We start from the raw sequence: 17498 nt of genomic DNA on the forward strand, positions 1-17498 counted from the left end.
CCTCAGTGCCTTTGCCGGCCCTCTCCCTGTCCGTCTTCGCGCTCTGCTCGGCGGCTTACGCCTTGATCGGCCCTCTGCTCGACGTCTCCCACGATCTGCATGTCTCCGTCGCCACCGCTGGGCAGCTGCTGAGCCCCTACGCCATCGAGGTCACCATCGGCGGGCCGATCGTGACGGTGATCGGCGAGCAGTGGGGGTGGCGCGCCACCTTCCGGGTCGTCGCCTGCTGCGCGGTCCTCGGCGTCGCCGCCATCACCCTCCTGGTCCCCTCCCACCTCGGAGGCGGCCAGAAGCTCGCGATCCGAGCGGAACTGGCGACGGTCACGCGCAAGCAGGTGCTGTGGGCGCCGGCGATCACCGCCGCGTGTCAGACCGGCAGGGCGACGGTGAGGAAGGGACAGCATCAGCGCCGGCGCCAACGCGGGGACGCCGTTGCGGGCCCTGGCCTGGATCGGTGCGGCCGTCGTCGTCGTCTCCCTGATCGGCACCCTTGTCGCGCTCCGTGCGCGGCGGGGCACGGCCGAGGCCGGCAACAACCCGGCACAGGCACCCGTGCCGTCGTCACCATGACCACCATGTCCGGACGCCGACGGTCGACGGGTGTCCGTCCGCGGCCCCGTCCGGCGCCGCGGAGGGTACGGCGGAAGGAAGACCCGTGCGTTCCATGACCGACACCGAGGGTCACGCTCACCGAACGTCGGTCGGCGCGTCGCCTTCCGCCCGTATCGCGTCCGCCGGATCTTGATCCGAGCGGGTGAGCAGTGGCCGCCGCTCCGGCGTGGCAGCCACCGACTTTTCGTTCTCGCAGGCCAGATCGATTCTGCATTGACCTGCGCTGGTGGGGCGGGTGGGACTCGAACCCACGGCCGACGGATTATGAGTCCGCTGCTCTAACCGGCTGAGCTACCGCCCCATAGCGGCGTGTCGCGTACATGTGTGCGCGCCGTCTGCCGCAGCATAGCCGCTCATACGATCTCCTGCTTCGGATGGTCGGCTTCTGCGCTGCTTCCTGACCTTGAGGACTTCGCAGCGCCCGCGCCGGTTCCCCCGAACATGAAAAAGGACCCCTGCGGGGTCCTCGTTCAGCGTGCTCCCCCGACTGGACTCGAACCAGTAACCTGCCGGTTAACAGCCGGCTGCTCTGCCAATTGAGCTACGGAGGACCGAAGCTCCCCCGACTGGACTCGAACCAGTAACCTGCCGGTTAACAGCCGGCTGCTCTGCCAATTGAGCTACGGAGGATCGCCTCGTTGCATCGAACGTACCTACCTGGGTATTCGCCAGGGGGCGGGCGCTCGCTGCGACACATACATTAGCGCAAGCAGGGGGGTGCTCCGCCAATCGGTACTCGACGGCCCCGCCGCGGCACCGGAGACCTACGCAAGGGAAGGGTGGCAGCCATGCGCTACCGGCTCACATTCGTCGCCGGACTGGCCCTCGGTTACGTGCTCGGGACGCGGGCCGGACGCGAGCGCTACGAGCAGCTGAAGAAGTCCGCTCGCCAGATCGCGCAGAACCCCGCCGTCCGCAACACCGCCGAGACGGCCGCCCAGCAGGGCCGCGTCTACGCCGGCAAGGCCTTCCACACGGTCAGCCACAAGGTCGGCGACCGCGTCCCGGCATCCGTCGCCGACCGCGTCCGCTCCCTGCGTGAGCGCACCATCAACGGCGCGGACGAGGACGACTGGGGCACGAGCAACACATAGAGGACTTCTCAGTACGGGGACACTGCCCCAGCCCAAGGGGCACGGGGCTGTGTCGATAGGCGGCTCCGCCGCGTGGGCGCGACCGGCCACAAGGGACCCGCACCCCGTGCAAGATCCGCTCCGCTACGGCGCTGAACCGCCGGCGGCCACAGCAAGCGCCGCGATACGGCAGAATTTTGGTCATGGGGATAGTCGCCGGGTTGGACAGCTCGCCCGATTTCACGCGCATCGTCGTCTGTGACGCAGACACGGGGGCCGTGCTCCGCCAGGGGTACGCCCCGCACCCGGTCGAGGCGCCGGACGGCGGTGGCGCGCGCCCCAGCGACGTGGACCCGCAGGCCTGGCTGCTGTCCCTGGGCGAGGCCGCGGGGGGCGGTCTGCTGGAGGGCGTGCAGGCCATCGGCGTCTCCGCGCAGCAGAACGCGCTGATCCCACTGGACGCACAGGGCAACACCGTGCGTCCGGCCATGGTCGGCGGCGACAAGCGGGCGCAGGTCGCGGCGGCCGATCTGGTCGACGCGCTCGGCGGCCGGGAGGCCTGGGCGCAGGCGGTGGGGTGTGTGCCGCAGGCCGCGCAGCCGGTCACCAAGCTGCGCTGGCTCGCCAAGAGCGAACCGGAGAACGCGCTGCGCACGGCCACCCTGCTCCAGGCCCACGACTGGCTGGTGTGGCAGTTGCTCGGACGGCCCGTGCGCAGGACCACCGACCGCGGCGGGGCCTCCGGCACCGGGTACTGGTCCGCCGCCACCGGCGGCTACCGGCCCGACCTGGTCGAGCTGGCGCTCGGCCACCAGGCGATGCTGCCCGAGGTGATCGGCCCGTCCGACGCGGCCGGTACGACGCCGGAGGGGCTGCTGATCTCCGCCGGGACCGGGGAGACCATGGCCGCCGCGTTCGGGCTGGGGATCGGGCTGGGTGACGCCGTCGTGTCGCTCGGGGCCTCCGGGTCCGTGATGGCCGTGCACCCGGAGGCGCTCGCCGACCAGTCCGGGATGATCACCTCGCTCGCCGACGCGACCGGTATGCACCTGCCGGTCGTCACCACCCTCAACGCCGTACGCACCCTGCGCGGCGCCGCCGAACTCCTCGGCCTGCCGGATCTGGAGAGCCTGTCCGACCTGGCGATGAAGTCGACGCCGGGGTCCCATGGGCTGGTCCTGCTCCCCTACCTGGAAGGCGAGCGGACGCCGCATCTGCCGCACACCGCGGGCACGCTCGCCGGGCTGCGGCGCGAGTCGATGAAGCCGGAGCATCTGGCGCGGGCCGCGTTCGAGGGCATGCTGTGCGGACTGGCCGACGCGCTGGACGTGCTGCGCGGGCGGGGCGTGGATGTGCGACGGATCTTCCTGCTCGGCCCGGCCGCCGAACTGACCGCCGTGCAGGCCGCGGCGCCCTCGCTGTTCGGCGTGCAGGTCGTCGTGCCGCAGCCCGCCGACTACGCGGCGATCGGCGCGGCCCGGCAGGCCGCCTGGGCGCTCGGTGTGTCGCAGGGCACACTCGACCCGCGCAACCCGCCGGCCTGGCAGGGTGCGGCGGCGCAGGTTCTGGAGCCGGGCGACGACCTGGCCGTGGGGCAGGCCGTACGGCAGCAGTTCGTGGCGGTGCGGGAGCAGACTCATCCGGGGGCGTTCCGGGTCTGAGACGTAGGGCCGTGGACCGAGGCCCGGCCGGTCCTTTGACCGCTGTTGGCTTAATCGGTTGAGGTAACACGGGTGAAGTGTCCGACGATAGGGGCCAAGGGCAACCGACCGGCCCCCCACCGCCGACTCCGAGAGACACAGCGTGCTCATACGACTTCTGCGGACCTATCTCAGGCCCTACAAGAAACCCATAGCCGTCCTGGTGCTGCTGCAGTTCCTGCAGACCTGCGCCACCCTCTATCTGCCCACTCTGAACGCGCACATCATCGACAAGGGTGTCGTGAAGGGCGACACGGGTTACATCCTGTCCTTCGGCGGCCTGATGATCGCCATCTCGCTGGTACAGGTCGTGTGCAACATCGGCGCCGTGTACTACGGCGCCCGGACCGCCTCGGCACTCGGCCGGGACGTGCGCGCCGCCGTCTTCGACCGGGTGCAGTCCTTCTCCTCCCGTGAGGTGGGCCACTTCGGGGCGCCCTCGCTCATCACCCGTACGACGAACGACGTACAGCAGGTCCAGATGCTGGCCCTGATGACCTTCACCCTGATGGTGTCGGCGCCCATCATGTGCGTCGGCGGGATCGTGCTGGCGCTCGGCCTGGATGTGCCGCTGTCCGGGGTGCTGGTCGCGGTGGTGCCGGTGCTCGGCATCTCCGTGACGCTGATCGTGCGCCGGCTGCGGCCGCTGTTCCGGTCCATGCAGGTCCGCCTCGACACGGTGAACCGGGTGCTGCGCGAGCAGATCACCGGCAACCGGGTGATCCGCGCCTTCGTCCGGGACGAGTACGAGATGGGCCGGTTCGGCAAGGCGAACGCCGATCTGACCGAGATGCAGCTTGCCACCGGCCGGATGCTCGCGCTGATGTTCCCGATCGTCATGACCGTGGTGAACGTGTCGTCGATCGCGGTGGTGTGGTTCGGCGCACACCGCATCGACAGCGGCGAGATGCAGATCGGTGACCTGACCGCGTTCCTCGCCTATCTGATGCAGATCGTCATGTCCGTGATGATGGCCACCTTCATGTTCATGATGGTGCCGCGCGCGGAGGTGTGCGCCGAGCGCATCCAGGAGGTCCTGGGGACCGACTCCAGCGTGGTGCCGCCGCTTTCGCCGGTCATCGAGCTGCGCCGGCACGGGCATCTGGAGATCCGGGGCGTGGGCTTCCGCTATCCGGGTGCCGAGGAGCCGGTGCTGAAGTCCATCGACCTGACGGCCCGGCCGGGCGAGACGACCGCCGTGATCGGCTCGACCGGCAGCGGCAAGTCGACACTGCTCGGGCTGGTCCCGCGGCTCTTCGACGCCACCGAGGGCGAGGTGCTCGTCGACGGCGTGGACGTCCAGGAGGTCGAGCCGCTGCTGCTCGCCAAGACCGTCGGACTCGTACCGCAGAAGCCGTATCTGTTCGCGGGCACCGTCGCGACCAATCTGCGCTACGGCAATCCGGACGCCACCGACGAGGAGTTGTGGCACGCGCTGGAGGTGGCACAGGCCAAGGGCTTCGTGCAGAAGCTGGAGGGCGGGCTGAACGCGCCGATCTCGCAGGGCGGCACCAACGTTTCCGGCGGCCAGCGCCAGCGCCTGGCCATCGCCCGCACCCTCGTCCAGCGTCCCGAGATCTACCTCTTCGACGACTCCTTCTCCGCGCTCGACTACGCCACCGACGCGGCGCTGCGCTCCGCGCTCGCCGAGGAGACCGCCGAGGCCACCGTGGTGATCGTCGCCCAGCGGGTGGCGACCATCCGGGACGCCGACCGGATCGTCGTCCTGGACGAGGGCCGGGTGGTCGGCTCCGGCCGGCACCACGAGCTGATGGCGGCCAATGAAACCTACCGGGAGATCGTGCTCTCCCAGCTGACGGAAGCGGAGGCTGCCTGATGGCCGGGCCCATGGGACGCATGATGGCCGGGGGCGGACCCGACCAGCGCTCGATGGACTTCAAGGCGTCGGGCAAACGGCTCGTCGCCCGGTTCAAACCCGAACGGCTCACCATCTACGGCCTGCTGCTGTGCGTGGTCGTCAGCGTGACCCTGAGCGTGGTCGGCCCGAAGGTCCTCGGCCGCGCCACCGACCTGGTCTTCGCCGGCATCATCGGCAAGCGGATGCCGGCCGGGGCCACCAAGGAGCAGGTGCTCCGGTCGATGCACGACCGCGGCCAGGGCCAGATCGCGGACATGCTGAAGAGCACCGACTTCACCCCCGGCAAGGGCATCGACTTCGATGCCGTCGGGAACGTGCTGCTGCTCGCGCTCGGCACCTTCCTGGTCGCCGGTCTGCTGATGGCGGTCGCCACCCGGCTGGTCAACCGGGCCGTGAACCGCACGATGTACCGGATGCGCGAGGACGTGCAGGCGAAGCTGTCCCGTCTTCCGCTGTCGTACTTCGACAAGGCCCAGCGCGGCGAGGTGCTCTCCCGTGCCACCAACGACATCGACAACATCGGGCAGACGCTGCAGCAGTCGATGGGCCAGCTGATCAACTCGGTACTGACCATCATCGGCGTGCTCGTGATGATGTTCTACGTCTCCTGGCTGCTCGCGCTGGTCGCGCTGGTGACCGTGCCGCTGTCGTTCCTCGTCGCCACCCGGGTCGGCAAGCGGTCGCAGCCGCACTTCGTGCAGCAGTGGCGCTCCACCGGCACGCTGAACGCGCACGTCGAGGAGATGTACACCGGGCACACCCTGGTGAAGGTGTTCGGTCGGCAGGAGGAGTCGGCGCGGCAGTTCGCCGAGCAGAACCAGGCGCTGTACGAGGCCGGGTTCAAGGCGCAGTTCAACAGCGGTGTGATGCAGCCGCTGATGATGTTCATATCGAACCTGAACTATGTGCTGGTGGCCGTGGTCGGCGGTCTGCGGGTCGCCTCCGGCGCGCTCTCCATCGGTGACGTACAGGCCTTCATCCAGTACTCGCGGCAGTTCTCGATGCCGCTGACGCAGGTCGCGTCGATGGCGAACCTGGTGCAGTCGGGCGTCGCCTCGGCCGAGCGGATCTTCGAACTCCTGGACGCGGAGGAGCAGGAGGCGGATCCGGTGCCGGGCGAGCGGCCGGCCGAGCTGCGCGGGCGGGTGCGCCTCGAACACGTCTCGTTCCGGTACGACCCGGAGAAGCCGCTGATCGAGGATCTGTCGCTGACGGTGGAGCCCGGGCAGACGGTGGCCATCGTCGGCCCGACCGGCGCGGGCAAGACCACCCTGGTCAACCTGCTGATGCGGTTCTACGACGTGTCCGGCGGGCACATCGCCCTCGACGGCGTGGACATCCGCAAGATGTCCCGGGACGAACTGCGGGCCGGAATCGGCATGGTGCTCCAGGACACCTGGCTGTTCGGCGGCACCATCGCGGAGAACATCGCGTACGGCGCCGCGCGTGAGGTCACCCGGGGCGAGATCGAGGAGGCGGCGCGGGCGGCCCACGCGGACCGGTTCATCCGCACCCTGCCCGAGGGCTACGACACGGTGATCGACGACGAGGGCACGGGGGTCAGCGCCGGTGAGAAGCAGCTCATCACCATCGCGCGGGCGTTCCTGTCCGATCCGACGATCCTGGTGCTCGACGAGGCGACCAGCTCCGTCGACACCCGCACCGAGGTGCTGATCCAGAAGGCGATGGCCAAACTCGCCGACGGGCGGACGTCGTTCGTCATCGCGCACCGGCTGTCGACGATCCGGGACGCCGACACGATCCTCGTCATGGAGAACGGCTCGATCGTCGAACAGGGCGCGCACACGGAGCTGCTGGCGGCCGACGGGGCGTACGCCCGGCTGTACAAGGCACAGTTCGCGGAGGCGGTGGCCGAGGTGGACTGAGTCCGTCGCCGGAGTCCGGCGCGGGCGGGGGGGTTCGCTCGCCCGCGCCGACGGGCCGCAAACGCCCCGAACGCGGGGACGGCCCGCGGTCCAACGACGCAGACCGCCCCAAGCCCGGTCAGTCCAGATAACCCCGCAACTGGTCGGCGAAGGCATGATCCCGGAGCTTGTTGAGAGTCTTGGACTCGATCTGCCGTATCCGCTCCCGGGTCACGCCGAACAGGCGGCCTATCTCCTCCAGGGTGCGGGGGCGGCCGTCGGCCAGGCCGTACCGGAGCTGGACCACCTTGCGCTCGCGTTCGCCGAGGGTGGAGAGCACGGCCTCCAGGTGCTCCCGCAGCAGCAGGAAGGCGGCCGACTCGACGGGGCTCGCGGCGTCGCCGTCCTCGATGAGGTCGCCGAGGGCCACATCGTCCTCCTCGCCGACCGGAGCGTGCAGGGACACCGGCTCCTGGGCCAGTCGCAGCACCTCCGAGACCCGCTCGGGCGGCAGATCGAGGTGGGCGGCGACCTCGTCGTGCGTCGGCTCGTACCCGCGTTCCTGCAGCATGCGCCGCTGGACGCGCACGACCCGGTTGATGAGTTCCACGACGTGCACGGGGACGCGGATGGTGCGGGCCTGGTCGGCCAGGGCGCGGGACATGGCCTGGCGGATCCACCAGGTGGCGTAGGTGGAGAACTTGTAGCCGCGGGCGTAGTCGAACTTCTCCACCGCCCGGATGAGCCCGAGGTTTCCTTCCTGGACCAGGTCGAGCATGGTCAGCCCGCGGCCGACGTACCGCTTGGCGACGGACACGACGAGGCGCAGGTTGGCCTCGATGAGCCGGCGCTTGGCCATCCGGCCCAGGACGACGAGCCGGTCCAGGTCGAGCGCCAGCCGGCTGTCCAGGTCCGGGGCGCCGCTCAGCTTCTCCTCGGCGAACAGCCCGGCCTCCACCCGGCGGGCCAGTTCCACCTCCTCGGCCGCGGTGAGCAGCGGGATGCGGCCGATCTCGCGCAGGTACTGGCGGAACAGGTCCGAGGAGGGGCTGCCGGTTTCGGCCCGGGCGGCGGCCGGGACCTCGGCGGGCTCGGCGGCCTCCTCGGGCGCGTCGGGCTCGTCCGGTTCCTCCGTGAGTGCCTCGGCGGGCGGCTCCGCCGGTTCACCGGCCGCCTCGGGGCGCGCCTCCGTGGTCCCCTCCGCCGGCGCTTCCGGTGTCGTCTCCGGATGGCGGAGGGCACGGCTCTGCGGGGGCACGGCCACGAGGACGTCGCTCTCGGCGTCCGCCTCGTCGGCCGTGGCGCCGGTACTGCTGTCGGTCTGGGTGAGGGTCTGGGTCTGCACGGGGGGCGACCTCCAGGATGATCGCTGCTCCAGGCGTACGGCAGCGGTACTTCGGGAGCGGAGAGTCGACGGCCTGCGCTCCGCGGACTCGGGCACCGCCCCCAGTGTGGGGTAAGACACATCCCCGCCACGAGGGGCGTGCGGTGACTTTTTGCATCCGGTCCGTGACCGACTGGTGACCGGGACCGGAAAAGACGCCCCGCGGGGGCCCCGGGACGCCTAGAGCGCTTCCGCGCCCCGCACGCGCAGCGCCTGGTCGTACTGCTGCAGGACCCACATCTCGTTCTGCACGGCGGCCAGCTGGGCGGGGTCGCCGCCGGTGGACAGGCGGGTCAGCTGTGACTGGATGTCGTGGATACGGCGCTCCACCGCGCGGCGCCGGATCTGCACCAGGACCGTGCCGGCATACGTCTCGTCGACGGTGCGGCGCAGGATCGGCTCGACGGCCAGCTCGGTGACCATCGCGCGGACGGTGTCGTCGGGCGCCGCCTCGCGGACGCGGACCAGGTACTCCTGCGCGTCCTGGACGCCGTACTCGGCGCCGCCCGCCTCCGCGATCGTCTGGCGTACGGCGGCGTAGGGAGGGGCGGTGAACTCGTCGACGCCGTACGCGTCGAAGGCCGGGGAGACCAGTTCGGGCCGCTGGAGGCCGAGTTTGAGGAGCTCGCGTTCGGCGGCGTAGACGGGGTTGCGCAGGGTGAGGGCCGGGCCAGAGGCCGTGGGGCGCGGGCCGGTCTCCCACTGCGGCTGGGGGGCGCCGGGCTGCTGCTGCGGGCCGCCGCCCTTGCCGCCGCGCTCGCGGGCCCAGCGGGCCAGCTGGGCCACCCGCTTGACCACGAACTGGGTGTCGAGGATGCCGAGCATGCCGGCCAGCTCGACGGCGACCTCGTGCTGGGCGCCGCTGTTCTTGATGCGGGCGACGATCGGGGCGGCCTCGTCCAGGGCGGCCGCGCGGCCCGCGGGGGTGTCCAGGTCGTAGCGGGCGACGATCTGGCGCAGCGCGAACTCGAAGAGCGGGGTGCGGGGTTCGGCCAGGTCGGCGACCGCCTCGTCGCCCTTGGCCAGGCGCAGCTCGCACGGGTCCATGCCGTCCGGGGCGATGGCGATGTACGTCTCGGCGGCGAACTTCTGGTCGTCCTCGAAAGCGCGCAGGGCCGCCTTCTGGCCGGCCGCGTCGCCGTCGAAGGTGAAGATCACACGGGCGGAGCCGTTGTCCATGAGGAGCCGGCGCAGGATCCTGATGTGCTCGCCGCCGAAGGCCGTACCGCAGGTCGCGATGGCCGTGGTGACACCGGCGAGGTGGCAGGCCATGACGTCCGTGTAGCCCTCGACGACGACCGCCCGGCTGCTCTTGGCGATGTGCTGCTTGGCGAGGTCGATGCCGTAGAGGACCTGGCTCTTCTTGTAGATCGCCGTCTCGGGGGTGTTCAGGTACTTCGGGCCGTTGTCCGCCTCGTAGAGCTTGCGGGCGCCGAAGCCGACGACCTCGCCGCCGATGTCCCGGATGGGCCACATCAGCCGGCCCCGGAACCGGTCGATGGGGCCGCGGCGGCCCTCCTGGGACAGCCCGGAGACGATCAGCTCCTTGTCGCTGAAGCCCTTGCCGCGCAGGTAACGGGTGAGGTGGTCCCAGCCCTGGGGGCTGTAGCCGACGCCGAAGTGGACGGCGGCGGCCTGGTCGAAGCCGCGCTCGGCGAGGAAGATCCGGCCGGTCTCGGCCTCGGGGCCGGTGGCGAGCTGCTCGGCGTACCACTGAGCGGCGATCTTGTGCGCCTCGACCAGGCGGATGCGCTCGCCGCGCTGGTGGGCCGGGTTGTACCCGCCCTCCTCGTACCGCAGGGTGATGCCGGCCTGGGCGGCCAGCCGCTCGACCGCCTCCGAGAAGGAGAGGTGGTCCACCTTCATGACGAAGGTGATCGTGTCGCCGCCCTCCTGGCAGCCGAAGCAGTGGAAGAGTCCCTTGCTCGGGCTGACCTGGAAGGACGGCGACTTCTCGTCGTGGAAGGGGCACAGCCCCTTGAGATTTCCGCCACCGGCGTTACGCAGCTGGAGGTACTCGGAGACCACGGCGTCGATCGGAACCGCGTCCCGAACCGCCTTCACGTCCTCGTCGTTGATCCGTCCTGCCACGAGGTGATTCTACGGGGGCGGACTGACAGAGACGGGGCACGTGCGGCGTCCCGGAGGGGGCGCGGGGAACTGCGCGACCGGCCGCAGACGCCCCGCACCCGCGAAACGGCGGACGAGCGCAGACGCCTAGGCGACCAGCGACTCCAACGGCACATGGGGATCGGCCAACGCCTCGAGGTCCACCGGCGCCGCGGAACGGATCAGGTTCTGGATCGGCTCTGTGACATCCCACACGTTCACGTTCATCCCGGCCAGCACCCTCCCCTCCTTCACCCAGAACGCGATGAACTCCCGCTTGCCCGCGTCCCCCCGGATGACCACCTCGTCGTACGACCCCGGAGGTGCCCACCCGCTGTACTCCATCCCGAGGTCGTACTGGTCCGTGAAGAAGTACGGCACCCGGTCGTAGGTCACCTCCTTGCCGAGCATCGCGCGGGCGGCGGCCGGGCCGCTGTTCAGGGCGTTGGCCCAGTGGTCGACCCTGATGCGCGTGCCGAAGAGGGCGAACGGGAAGGAGGCGACGTCACCGGCCGCGTGGATGTCGGGGTCGGAGGTGCGCAGCCGCTCGTCGACCACGATGCCTCCGCCGTACGCCCGGTCGGCGATCTCCAGTCCCGACGCCTCCGCGAGGCCGGTGCGGGGCGCCGCGCCGATCGCCGCGAGGACGGCGTGCGCGGGGTGCTCCTCGCCGTCGTCGGTGCGCACCGCGAGGACCATGCCGTCCTGGCCGACGATCTCGGTGAGCCGGGTGCCGAAGCTGAAGCGGACGCCATGCTCGCGGTGCAGCTCACCGAAGACGTTGCCCAGCTCCGGGCCGAGAACGCTGTGCAGCGGGGTCGGCCGCGTCCCGATGACCGTGACCTCGGCGCCGTACGTACGGGCCGCCGCCGCGACCTCCAGGCCGATCCAGCCGGCGCCCGCGATCACGATGTGCCCGTTGTCCCGGCCGAGAGCGCCGAGAACGCCCTTGAGGCGCTCGGCGTGGGCGAGGCGGCGCAGGTGGTGGACGCCCGCCAGGTCGGTGCCGGGGATGTCCAGGCGGCGGGGCTCCGCGCCGGTGGCCAGAAGAAGTTTGTCGTAGTGGACGAGGGTGCCGTCGTCGCCGAAGCGCACGGTCTTCGCGGTGCGGTCGATCCGGTCGACGGTCTGGCCGAGGTGCAGCTCGACGTCGTTCTGCGCGTACCAGGCGGGCTCGTGCACGAAGACGCTGTCGCGCTCCTCCTTGCCGAGCAGATAGCCCTTGGACAACGGCGGGCGCTCGTACGGGTGGTCGCGTTCGTCGCAGATCAGTATCACCCGGCCGCTGAAGCCCTCCGCACGGAGCGTCTCGGCCGCCTTCGCGCCGGCGAGACCGCCTCCGACGATGACGAATGTCTGATCCGCGTCGACCACTTGATGCCTCCTCTTAAGGGTGCCGCCATATGCGAGCGTCCCGCACGCGGCGTGCTGCGGGAAGAGGGAGTGACCCGATCAGGCCACCCGGGTCACTTTCCTTTCACATATGCCCGGTCAGTCTCTCGTGCAGCGAGCGCGCGGAAGCATCCGTGAGGGAAGCGATCTGATCGACGATCACCCGCTTGCGTGCGCTGTCGTCGGGCGCCTGGTCGAACAGCGCCCGGAACTGCGGGTCCAGTCCGTCGGGCGCGCGGGCGGTGAGCGCCTCGGCCAGTTCGGCGACGACCACCCGCTGGTCGGCACGGAGCCGCTCCTGCTCGGCGCGCTGCATCACATACCGGTCGGCGACCGCCTTGAGCACCGCGCACTCCAGGCGGGTCTCGTGGGGTACGACGAGTTCGGCGCCGTAGCGGGTGAGCCGGCCGTCGCCGTGGGCGGCGCGGGTGGCGACCTCGGCGGCCAGGCAGAACCGGCCGATGAGCTGGCTGGTGGCGTCCTTGAGGCGGGCCTGGGCGACCGCCGTGCCGTCGTAGCCGTGCGGCCACCACTCCTCGTCCAGGAGGCGGTCCAGGGCGGCGGCGAGTTCGGCCGGGTCGGTGTCCGCGGGGACGTACCGGCCGATGGCCACCTCGAACACCGCCTGCCGTTCGGGGTCCGCGTGCAGGCAGTTGGGGTCGATGTGGCCGGCGTGCAGACCGTCCTCCACATCGTGCACCGAATAGGCCACGTCGTCCGACCAGTCCATGACCTGGGCCTCGAAGCAGGTGCGGGTGCCGGGGGCGGCCTTGCGGACCCAGTCGAACACCGGGCGGTCGTCCTCGTACACACCGAACTTCCGGGACGCCGGGTCGGTGGGGTGGGCGCCGCGCGGCCAGGGGTACTTGGTGGCGGCGTCGAGGGCGGCGCGGGTGAGGTTGAGGCCGACGGAGCCCTCGGGGGTGAACCGCTTGGGCTCGATGCGGGTGAGGAGTCTGAGGGACTGGGCGTTGCCCTCGAAGCCGCCGCAGTCGTCGGCGAACTCGTTCAGGGCGTGTTCGCCGTTGTGCCCGAAGGGCGGGTGGCCGAGGTCGTGGGAGAGACAGGCGGCCTCGACCAGGTCGGGGTCACAGCCGAGGGCCGCGCCCAGCTCTCGGCCCACCTGGGCGCACTCCAGGGAGTGGGTGAGGCGGGTGCGGGGGCTGGCGTCCCATGCGTGGGCGCTGCGCTCGCCCGGCGTGACGACCTGGGTCTTGCCGGCGAGGCGTCGTAGGGCGGCTGAGTGGAGGATGCGGGCGCGGTCGCGTTGGAAGGCTGTGCGACCTGCTCGTTTGTCGGGTTCGGGGGCCCAGCGTTCGACTGACGTCGGGTCGTAGGCGATCTCGGGTGCGGTGCCTTCCATGAGTCGACAGTAAGCGTCGGCAGTGACAATTGGGTGGCGCCGGGCGCCTGCTCATCCGCCGGGTGCTGTGTTCGGGCGAGTGCGGGTGGTGTGTGGCTGGTCGCGCCCACGCGGCGGAGCCGCACATCGACAACAGCCCCGCGCCCCTCAGGCGGCCTCAGTGGACCTTGCTGACGAGCTCTGGTCGTAGCGGTGCAGGATCAGGCGGGCCATCGCCTCGTGGGCCCCCAGGGGAGCGGAGGCGATCCAGGGGGCCTGCTGTGCGCACTGTGTCGCGAAACGTCCCGGGGCCGCGAAGTAAGAGGCCACTGCCACTCTGTGCCGGCCCCTCGCCGCCAGGGCGTGCAGCGCCGTCTCGACCGTCGGAGTCGCCGCCGAGGCGTACGCGGGGACGACCGGGACGCCCAGGCGGGCGGCCAGGAGGCGGGCCGTGCGGCGGGTGTCGGTGGCCGAGTCGGGGTCGCGGGAGCCCGCTGCCGCGAGGACGACCGCGGTCGAGCGGCGGGCGGTGTCGTCCATGGTGGCCGGCCAGCCGGCCTCGGTCAGCCGGGTGTGCAGGGCCTGCGCGAGCAGCGGGTGCGGGCCGAGCGGTGCGGCCGAGCGGGTGTCGGCGGACGCGGCGGCGGCCATCTCGGGGATGTCCTGCTTGACGTGGTACCCGCGGCCGAGGAGCAGCGGGACGAGGACGGCGGGGGTCTGCCCGAGCGCGGCGAGGGCGTCGGGGAGCAGGGGCTCGTTCAGCTCGATGTGGCCCAGGTGGAGAGGGACGGCGGGGCGCAGGTGCCGTACCCGGTCCATCAGGGCCCGGACGGTGTGCAGTGCGCGCGGGTCGCGGCTGCCGTGGGCGACCAGGACGAGGGCGGGCGCGGCCGGGCTGCGGTGTCCGCGGAGCGTGACCAGCCGGAGCCGGCCGGCGAGCCGGCTGCCGATGTCGTTCATGATCTGCGCCGTGCTGTCGAGGTGGATGAGGGACTCGTCGTGCGGAGGATGCGACGCCGTCATGGAAGGATCCTGGCCCCGGGAGGTTGCGTCGCCGTTGCGGGGCCGTCACGGGTATTTTCCGTGGGTTCACGTCGCACTGATGCGCGATGTGAGGCGAACCGGACCGCGGTCCCTCGCGTCCTCCATGGTCGGAACCGAACACATGGGGGACCGGATGAGGATCCGTCGACCACGGCTGCCGCGCACCCGAACCGGACAGCGGCGGCTGGTGCAGGCCCTGATGGCCGGGTGTGTGCTGGCTCTGCTGCCGGCCACCTGGCTGTTCGTGTCGACGGCGGACCGGCTGCGGACGACGGCGGACGCGCCGCACACCGATGTCGCCGTCGTCTTCGGGGCCGGGCTGTGGGACGGGGAGCCGTCGCCGTACCTCGCGCACCGGCTGGACGCGGCGGCGAAGCTGTACCGGGCGGGCCGGATCAAGGTGGTGCTGGTCACCGGGGACAACAGCCGCAAGGACTACGACGAGCCGGACGCCATGCGCACCTATCTGACCAGGCACGGCGTGCCGGACGCGCGGATCGTCAGCGACTACGCCGGTTTCGACACCTGGGACTCCTGTGTGCGGGCCAAGAAGATCTTCGGGGTGGACCGGGCGGTGCTGATCAGCCAGGGCTTCCACATCCGGCGGGCGGTGGCGCTGTGCGAGGCCGCGGGCGTCGAGTCGTACGGGGTCGGGGTCGAGGCGAAGCACGACGCGACCTGGTACTACGGCGGCACGCGGGAGGTGTTCGCGGCGGGCAAGGCCGCGCTGGACGCGGTGTTCCATCCCGATCCGACCTTCCTGGGCCCGCGGGAACGCGGGGTCACCAAGGCGCTGGCGGGGGCGCGGGACTGAGTGACTCCGAGGAACGGCCCCGGGACCTCACGCCGCCCGCGGCCCGGCGGGGAGGTCGCCGTGCCGGGCGTGTAACCGGAGGCGGCCCGGGGCCGTAACACGCCCGAAGCACGCTGGTCGCATGGAGACCACCTCGACGCCCACCCACTGCCCGTACTGCGCCCTGCAGTGCGGGATGAACATCACGCCCCTGCCGCAGGGGGGCGTCGAGGTGACCGAGCGCGCGGACTTCCCGGTGAACCGGGGTGCCCTGTGCGGCAAGGGACGGACGGCGTCCGCGGTGCTCTCGCCCGCGGTGCGGCTGACCTCGCCGCTGGTGCGGTCGGGCGGCCGGCTGGTGCCCGCCTCCTGGCAGGAGGCGCTGGACCGGGTCGCCGAGCGGCTCGAAACGACACGGGAGCGCTACGGCCCCGACGCGCTCGGGGTGTTCGGCGGGGGCGGCCTGACGAACGAGAAGGCGTACGCGCTCGGGAAGTTCGCGCGGGTGGTGCTGGGCACCTCGCAGATCGACTACAACGGCCGCTTCTGCATGTCGTCGGCGGCGGCCGCCGGCACCAAGGCGTTCGGTCTGGACCGGGGGCTGCCGTTCCCGCTGGAGGACATACCGAGGACCGGGTGCGTGATCCTCGTCGGCTCGAACCTCGCCGAGACCATGCCGCCGTCGCTGCGCTTCTTCGGCGAGCTGCGGGAGAACGGCGGCACGCTGATCGTCGTCGACCCGCGCCGCACGAAGACCGCCGAGCAGGCCGACCTGCACCTGGCGCCCCGCCCGGGCACCGATCTCGCCCTGGCGCTGGGTCTGTTGCACCTGGTGGTGGCCGAGGGCCGCACCGACGAGGACTTCATCGCTGAGCGCACGAGCGGGTGGGAGGAGGCCCGGGCGGCGGCGATGGGGCACTGGCCGGAGTACGTGGAGCGGATCACGGGGGTGTCCGTGCCGCAGCTGCGCGAGGCGGTACGGATGTTCTGCGCGCCCGAGGCGGCGATGGTGCTGACGGCGCGCGGGCCGGAACAGCAGTCCAAGGGGACGGACACGGTGGGCGCGTGGATCGACCTGTGCCTGGCGACCGGCCGCGCGGGCCGTCCGCTGTCCGGGTACGGCTGTCTGACCGGGCAGGGCAACGGCCAGGGCGGGCGTGAACACGGCCAGAAGGCCGACCAGTTGCCCGGCTACCGCAAGCTGGACGACCCGGCGGCGCGGCGGCACGTGGCTCAGGTGTGGGGGGTGGACCCGGACAGCCTGCCCGGTCCGGGCCGCAGCGCCTACGAGCTGCTCGACGCGCTCGGCACGGACGTCCGCTCGCTGCTGCTGATGGGATCCAACCCGGTGGTGTCGGCGCCCCGCGCGGCCCACGTCGAGGAGCGGCTGCGCTCGCTGGACTTCCTGGCCGTGTGCGATGTCGTCCTCTCGGAGACGGCGGAGCTGGCGGACGTGGTGCTGCCGGTCACGCAGTGGGCCGAGGAGTCGGGGACGACGACCAGCCTGGAGGGCAGGGTGCTGCTGCGCCGGCAGGCCGTCACCGCGCCGCCGGGCGTCCGCAGCGATCTGTACGTGCTGGGCGAACTGGCCGCCCGGCTGGGCGTGGAGAAGGGTTTCCCGGCCGACCCCGAGGAGGTCTTCGAGGAACTGCGCCGGGCGAGCGCGGGCGGCCCGGCGGACTACTCGGGGATCACCTACCGGCGGCTGGCGGAGGAGAACGGGGTGTTCTGGCCGTGTCCGGCACCCCCTGTGACGGACGAGGACGGCGAGGACTCGGTGTGCGACGCCCTGCCCGACGATCCCGTCCACGACGCCGAGACCGACGTACACCCCGGAACCCCCCGTCTCTTCCTCGACCGGTTCGCCACCGAGGACGGGCGAGCGCGGTTCGCGGCCGTGACGCATCGGGCCAGTGCCGAGGAACCGGACGCCGAGTACCCGCTGCTGCTGACCACCGGCCGTGTGGTGTCGCAGTACCAGTCGGGGGCGCAGACGCGGCGGGTGGCGGAGCTGAACGCGGCCGCACCCGGCCCGTTCGTGGAGCTGCACCCGCGCCTGGCGGCCCGTCTCGGGGCGGCCGACGGGGATCCGCTGGCGGTGATCTCCCGGCGGGGCCGGGCCGTGGCCCCCGCCCGCGTCACCGCCGCCATCCGCCCCGACACCGTCTTCATGCCCTTCCACTGGCCGGGCGAGGGCCGCGTCAACACCCTCACCAATCCGGCCCTGGACCCGACCTCGCGGATGCCGGAGTTCAAGACGTGCGCGGTGCGGGTGGAGGCCCTAGGACCACAGGAGTAGCGGTGT

General features: G+C 71.4%; 11 protein-coding genes, 3 tRNA genes and 1 pseudogene. 7 read left to right on the forward strand and 8 right to left on the reverse strand.

All coding sequences use genetic code 11. The features are described 5' to 3' along the window. The first annotated feature begins 5 nt into the window (after nt 1–5). The gene (locus tag AVL59_RS52830; RefSeq protein ID WP_159400191.1) at nt 6–668 is read left to right on the forward strand and encodes a hypothetical protein; all 663 of its coding nucleotides are present in this window, start codon (nt 6–8) and stop codon (nt 666–668) included. A gap of 168 nt (nt 669–836) precedes the next feature. On the opposite strand, the gene AVL59_RS39370 is transcribed toward AVL59_RS52830, so the two are convergent. From AVL59_RS39370 to AVL59_RS39380, 3 genes are all read right to left on the reverse strand, one after another. Continuing rightward, nucleotides 837–913, reverse strand: a tRNA-Ile gene (locus AVL59_RS39370). Nucleotides 914–1090: 177 nt separating this feature from the next. After that, nucleotides 1091–1163, reverse strand: a tRNA-Asn gene (locus tag AVL59_RS39375). Between the two features lie 6 nt (nt 1164–1169). Further along, nucleotides 1170–1242, reverse strand: a tRNA-Asn gene (locus AVL59_RS39380). A gap of 158 nt (nt 1243–1400) precedes the next feature. Between AVL59_RS39380 and AVL59_RS39385 the strand changes: the two genes are divergently transcribed. From AVL59_RS39385 to AVL59_RS39400, 4 genes are all read left to right on the forward strand, one after another. Beyond that, a complete protein-coding gene (locus tag AVL59_RS39385; RefSeq protein WP_067314159.1) occupies nt 1401–1706 on the forward strand; it encodes a hypothetical protein in 306 nt (101 codons plus the stop codon). Between the two features lie 182 nt (nt 1707–1888). After that, a complete protein-coding gene (locus AVL59_RS39390) occupies nt 1889–3346 on the forward strand; it encodes a xylulokinase (RefSeq protein WP_067314162.1) in 1458 nt (485 codons plus the stop codon). 142 nt (nt 3347–3488) lie between these two features. Continuing rightward, nucleotides 3489–5222, forward strand: coding sequence for an ABC transporter ATP-binding protein (locus AVL59_RS39395; RefSeq protein WP_067314164.1), 1734 nt, complete (start codon nt 3489–3491; stop codon nt 5220–5222). Further along, nucleotides 5222–7150 (forward strand): ABC transporter ATP-binding protein, encoded by a 1929-nt coding sequence (locus tag AVL59_RS39400; RefSeq protein ID WP_067314166.1) that lies wholly within the window; start codon nt 5222–5224, stop codon nt 7148–7150. Before AVL59_RS39395 ends, AVL59_RS39400 begins: the two co-directional genes overlap by 1 nt. Before the next feature lie 118 nt (nt 7151–7268). Here AVL59_RS39400 and AVL59_RS39405 read toward each other — a convergent pair. From AVL59_RS39405 to AVL59_RS39425, 5 genes and pseudogenes are all read right to left on the reverse strand, one after another. Beyond that, nucleotides 7269–8596: pseudogene (locus AVL59_RS39405) on the reverse strand (RNA polymerase sigma factor). A gap of 97 nt (nt 8597–8693) precedes the next feature. Then, a complete protein-coding gene (gene dnaG / locus AVL59_RS39410; RefSeq protein ID WP_067314170.1) occupies nt 8694–10604 on the reverse strand; it encodes a DNA primase in 1911 nt (636 codons plus the stop codon). 126 nt (nt 10605–10730) lie between these two features. Further along, on the reverse strand, nt 10731–11996 hold the full coding sequence (locus tag AVL59_RS39415; protein ID WP_067314172.1) for an NAD(P)/FAD-dependent oxidoreductase: 1266 nt from the start codon (nt 11994–11996) through the stop codon (nt 10731–10733). Nucleotides 11997–12099: 103 nt separating this feature from the next. Further along, nucleotides 12100–13377: a deoxyguanosinetriphosphate triphosphohydrolase gene (locus tag AVL59_RS39420; RefSeq protein ID WP_067314174.1), complete on the reverse strand. Its 1278-nt coding sequence runs from the start codon at nt 13375–13377 to the stop codon at nt 12100–12102. A 147-nt stretch (nt 13378–13524) separates the two neighbouring features. Then, nucleotides 13525–14379 (reverse strand): sirohydrochlorin chelatase, encoded by an 855-nt coding sequence (locus tag AVL59_RS39425; RefSeq protein WP_079147214.1) that lies wholly within the window; start codon nt 14377–14379, stop codon nt 13525–13527. A gap of 154 nt (nt 14380–14533) precedes the next feature. On the opposite strand from AVL59_RS39425, the gene AVL59_RS39430 reads away from it, so the two are divergent. Beyond that, nucleotides 14534–15214, forward strand: a complete 681-nt coding sequence (locus AVL59_RS39430) for a SanA/YdcF family protein (RefSeq protein WP_067318288.1) — start codon at nt 14534–14536, stop codon at nt 15212–15214. A gap of 121 nt (nt 15215–15335) precedes the next feature. Continuing rightward, nucleotides 15336–17492 carry a molybdopterin oxidoreductase family protein gene (locus tag AVL59_RS39435; protein WP_067314176.1) on the forward strand — a complete coding sequence of 719 codons (2157 nt, stop codon included), beginning with the start codon at nt 15336–15338 and terminating at the stop codon, nt 17490–17492. Nucleotides 17493–17498 lie beyond the last annotated feature (6 nt).

Source organism: Streptomyces griseochromogenes (assembly GCF_001542625.1).
In the GTDB taxonomy this organism is placed as follows: domain Bacteria; phylum Actinomycetota; class Actinomycetes; order Streptomycetales; family Streptomycetaceae; genus Streptomyces; species Streptomyces griseochromogenes.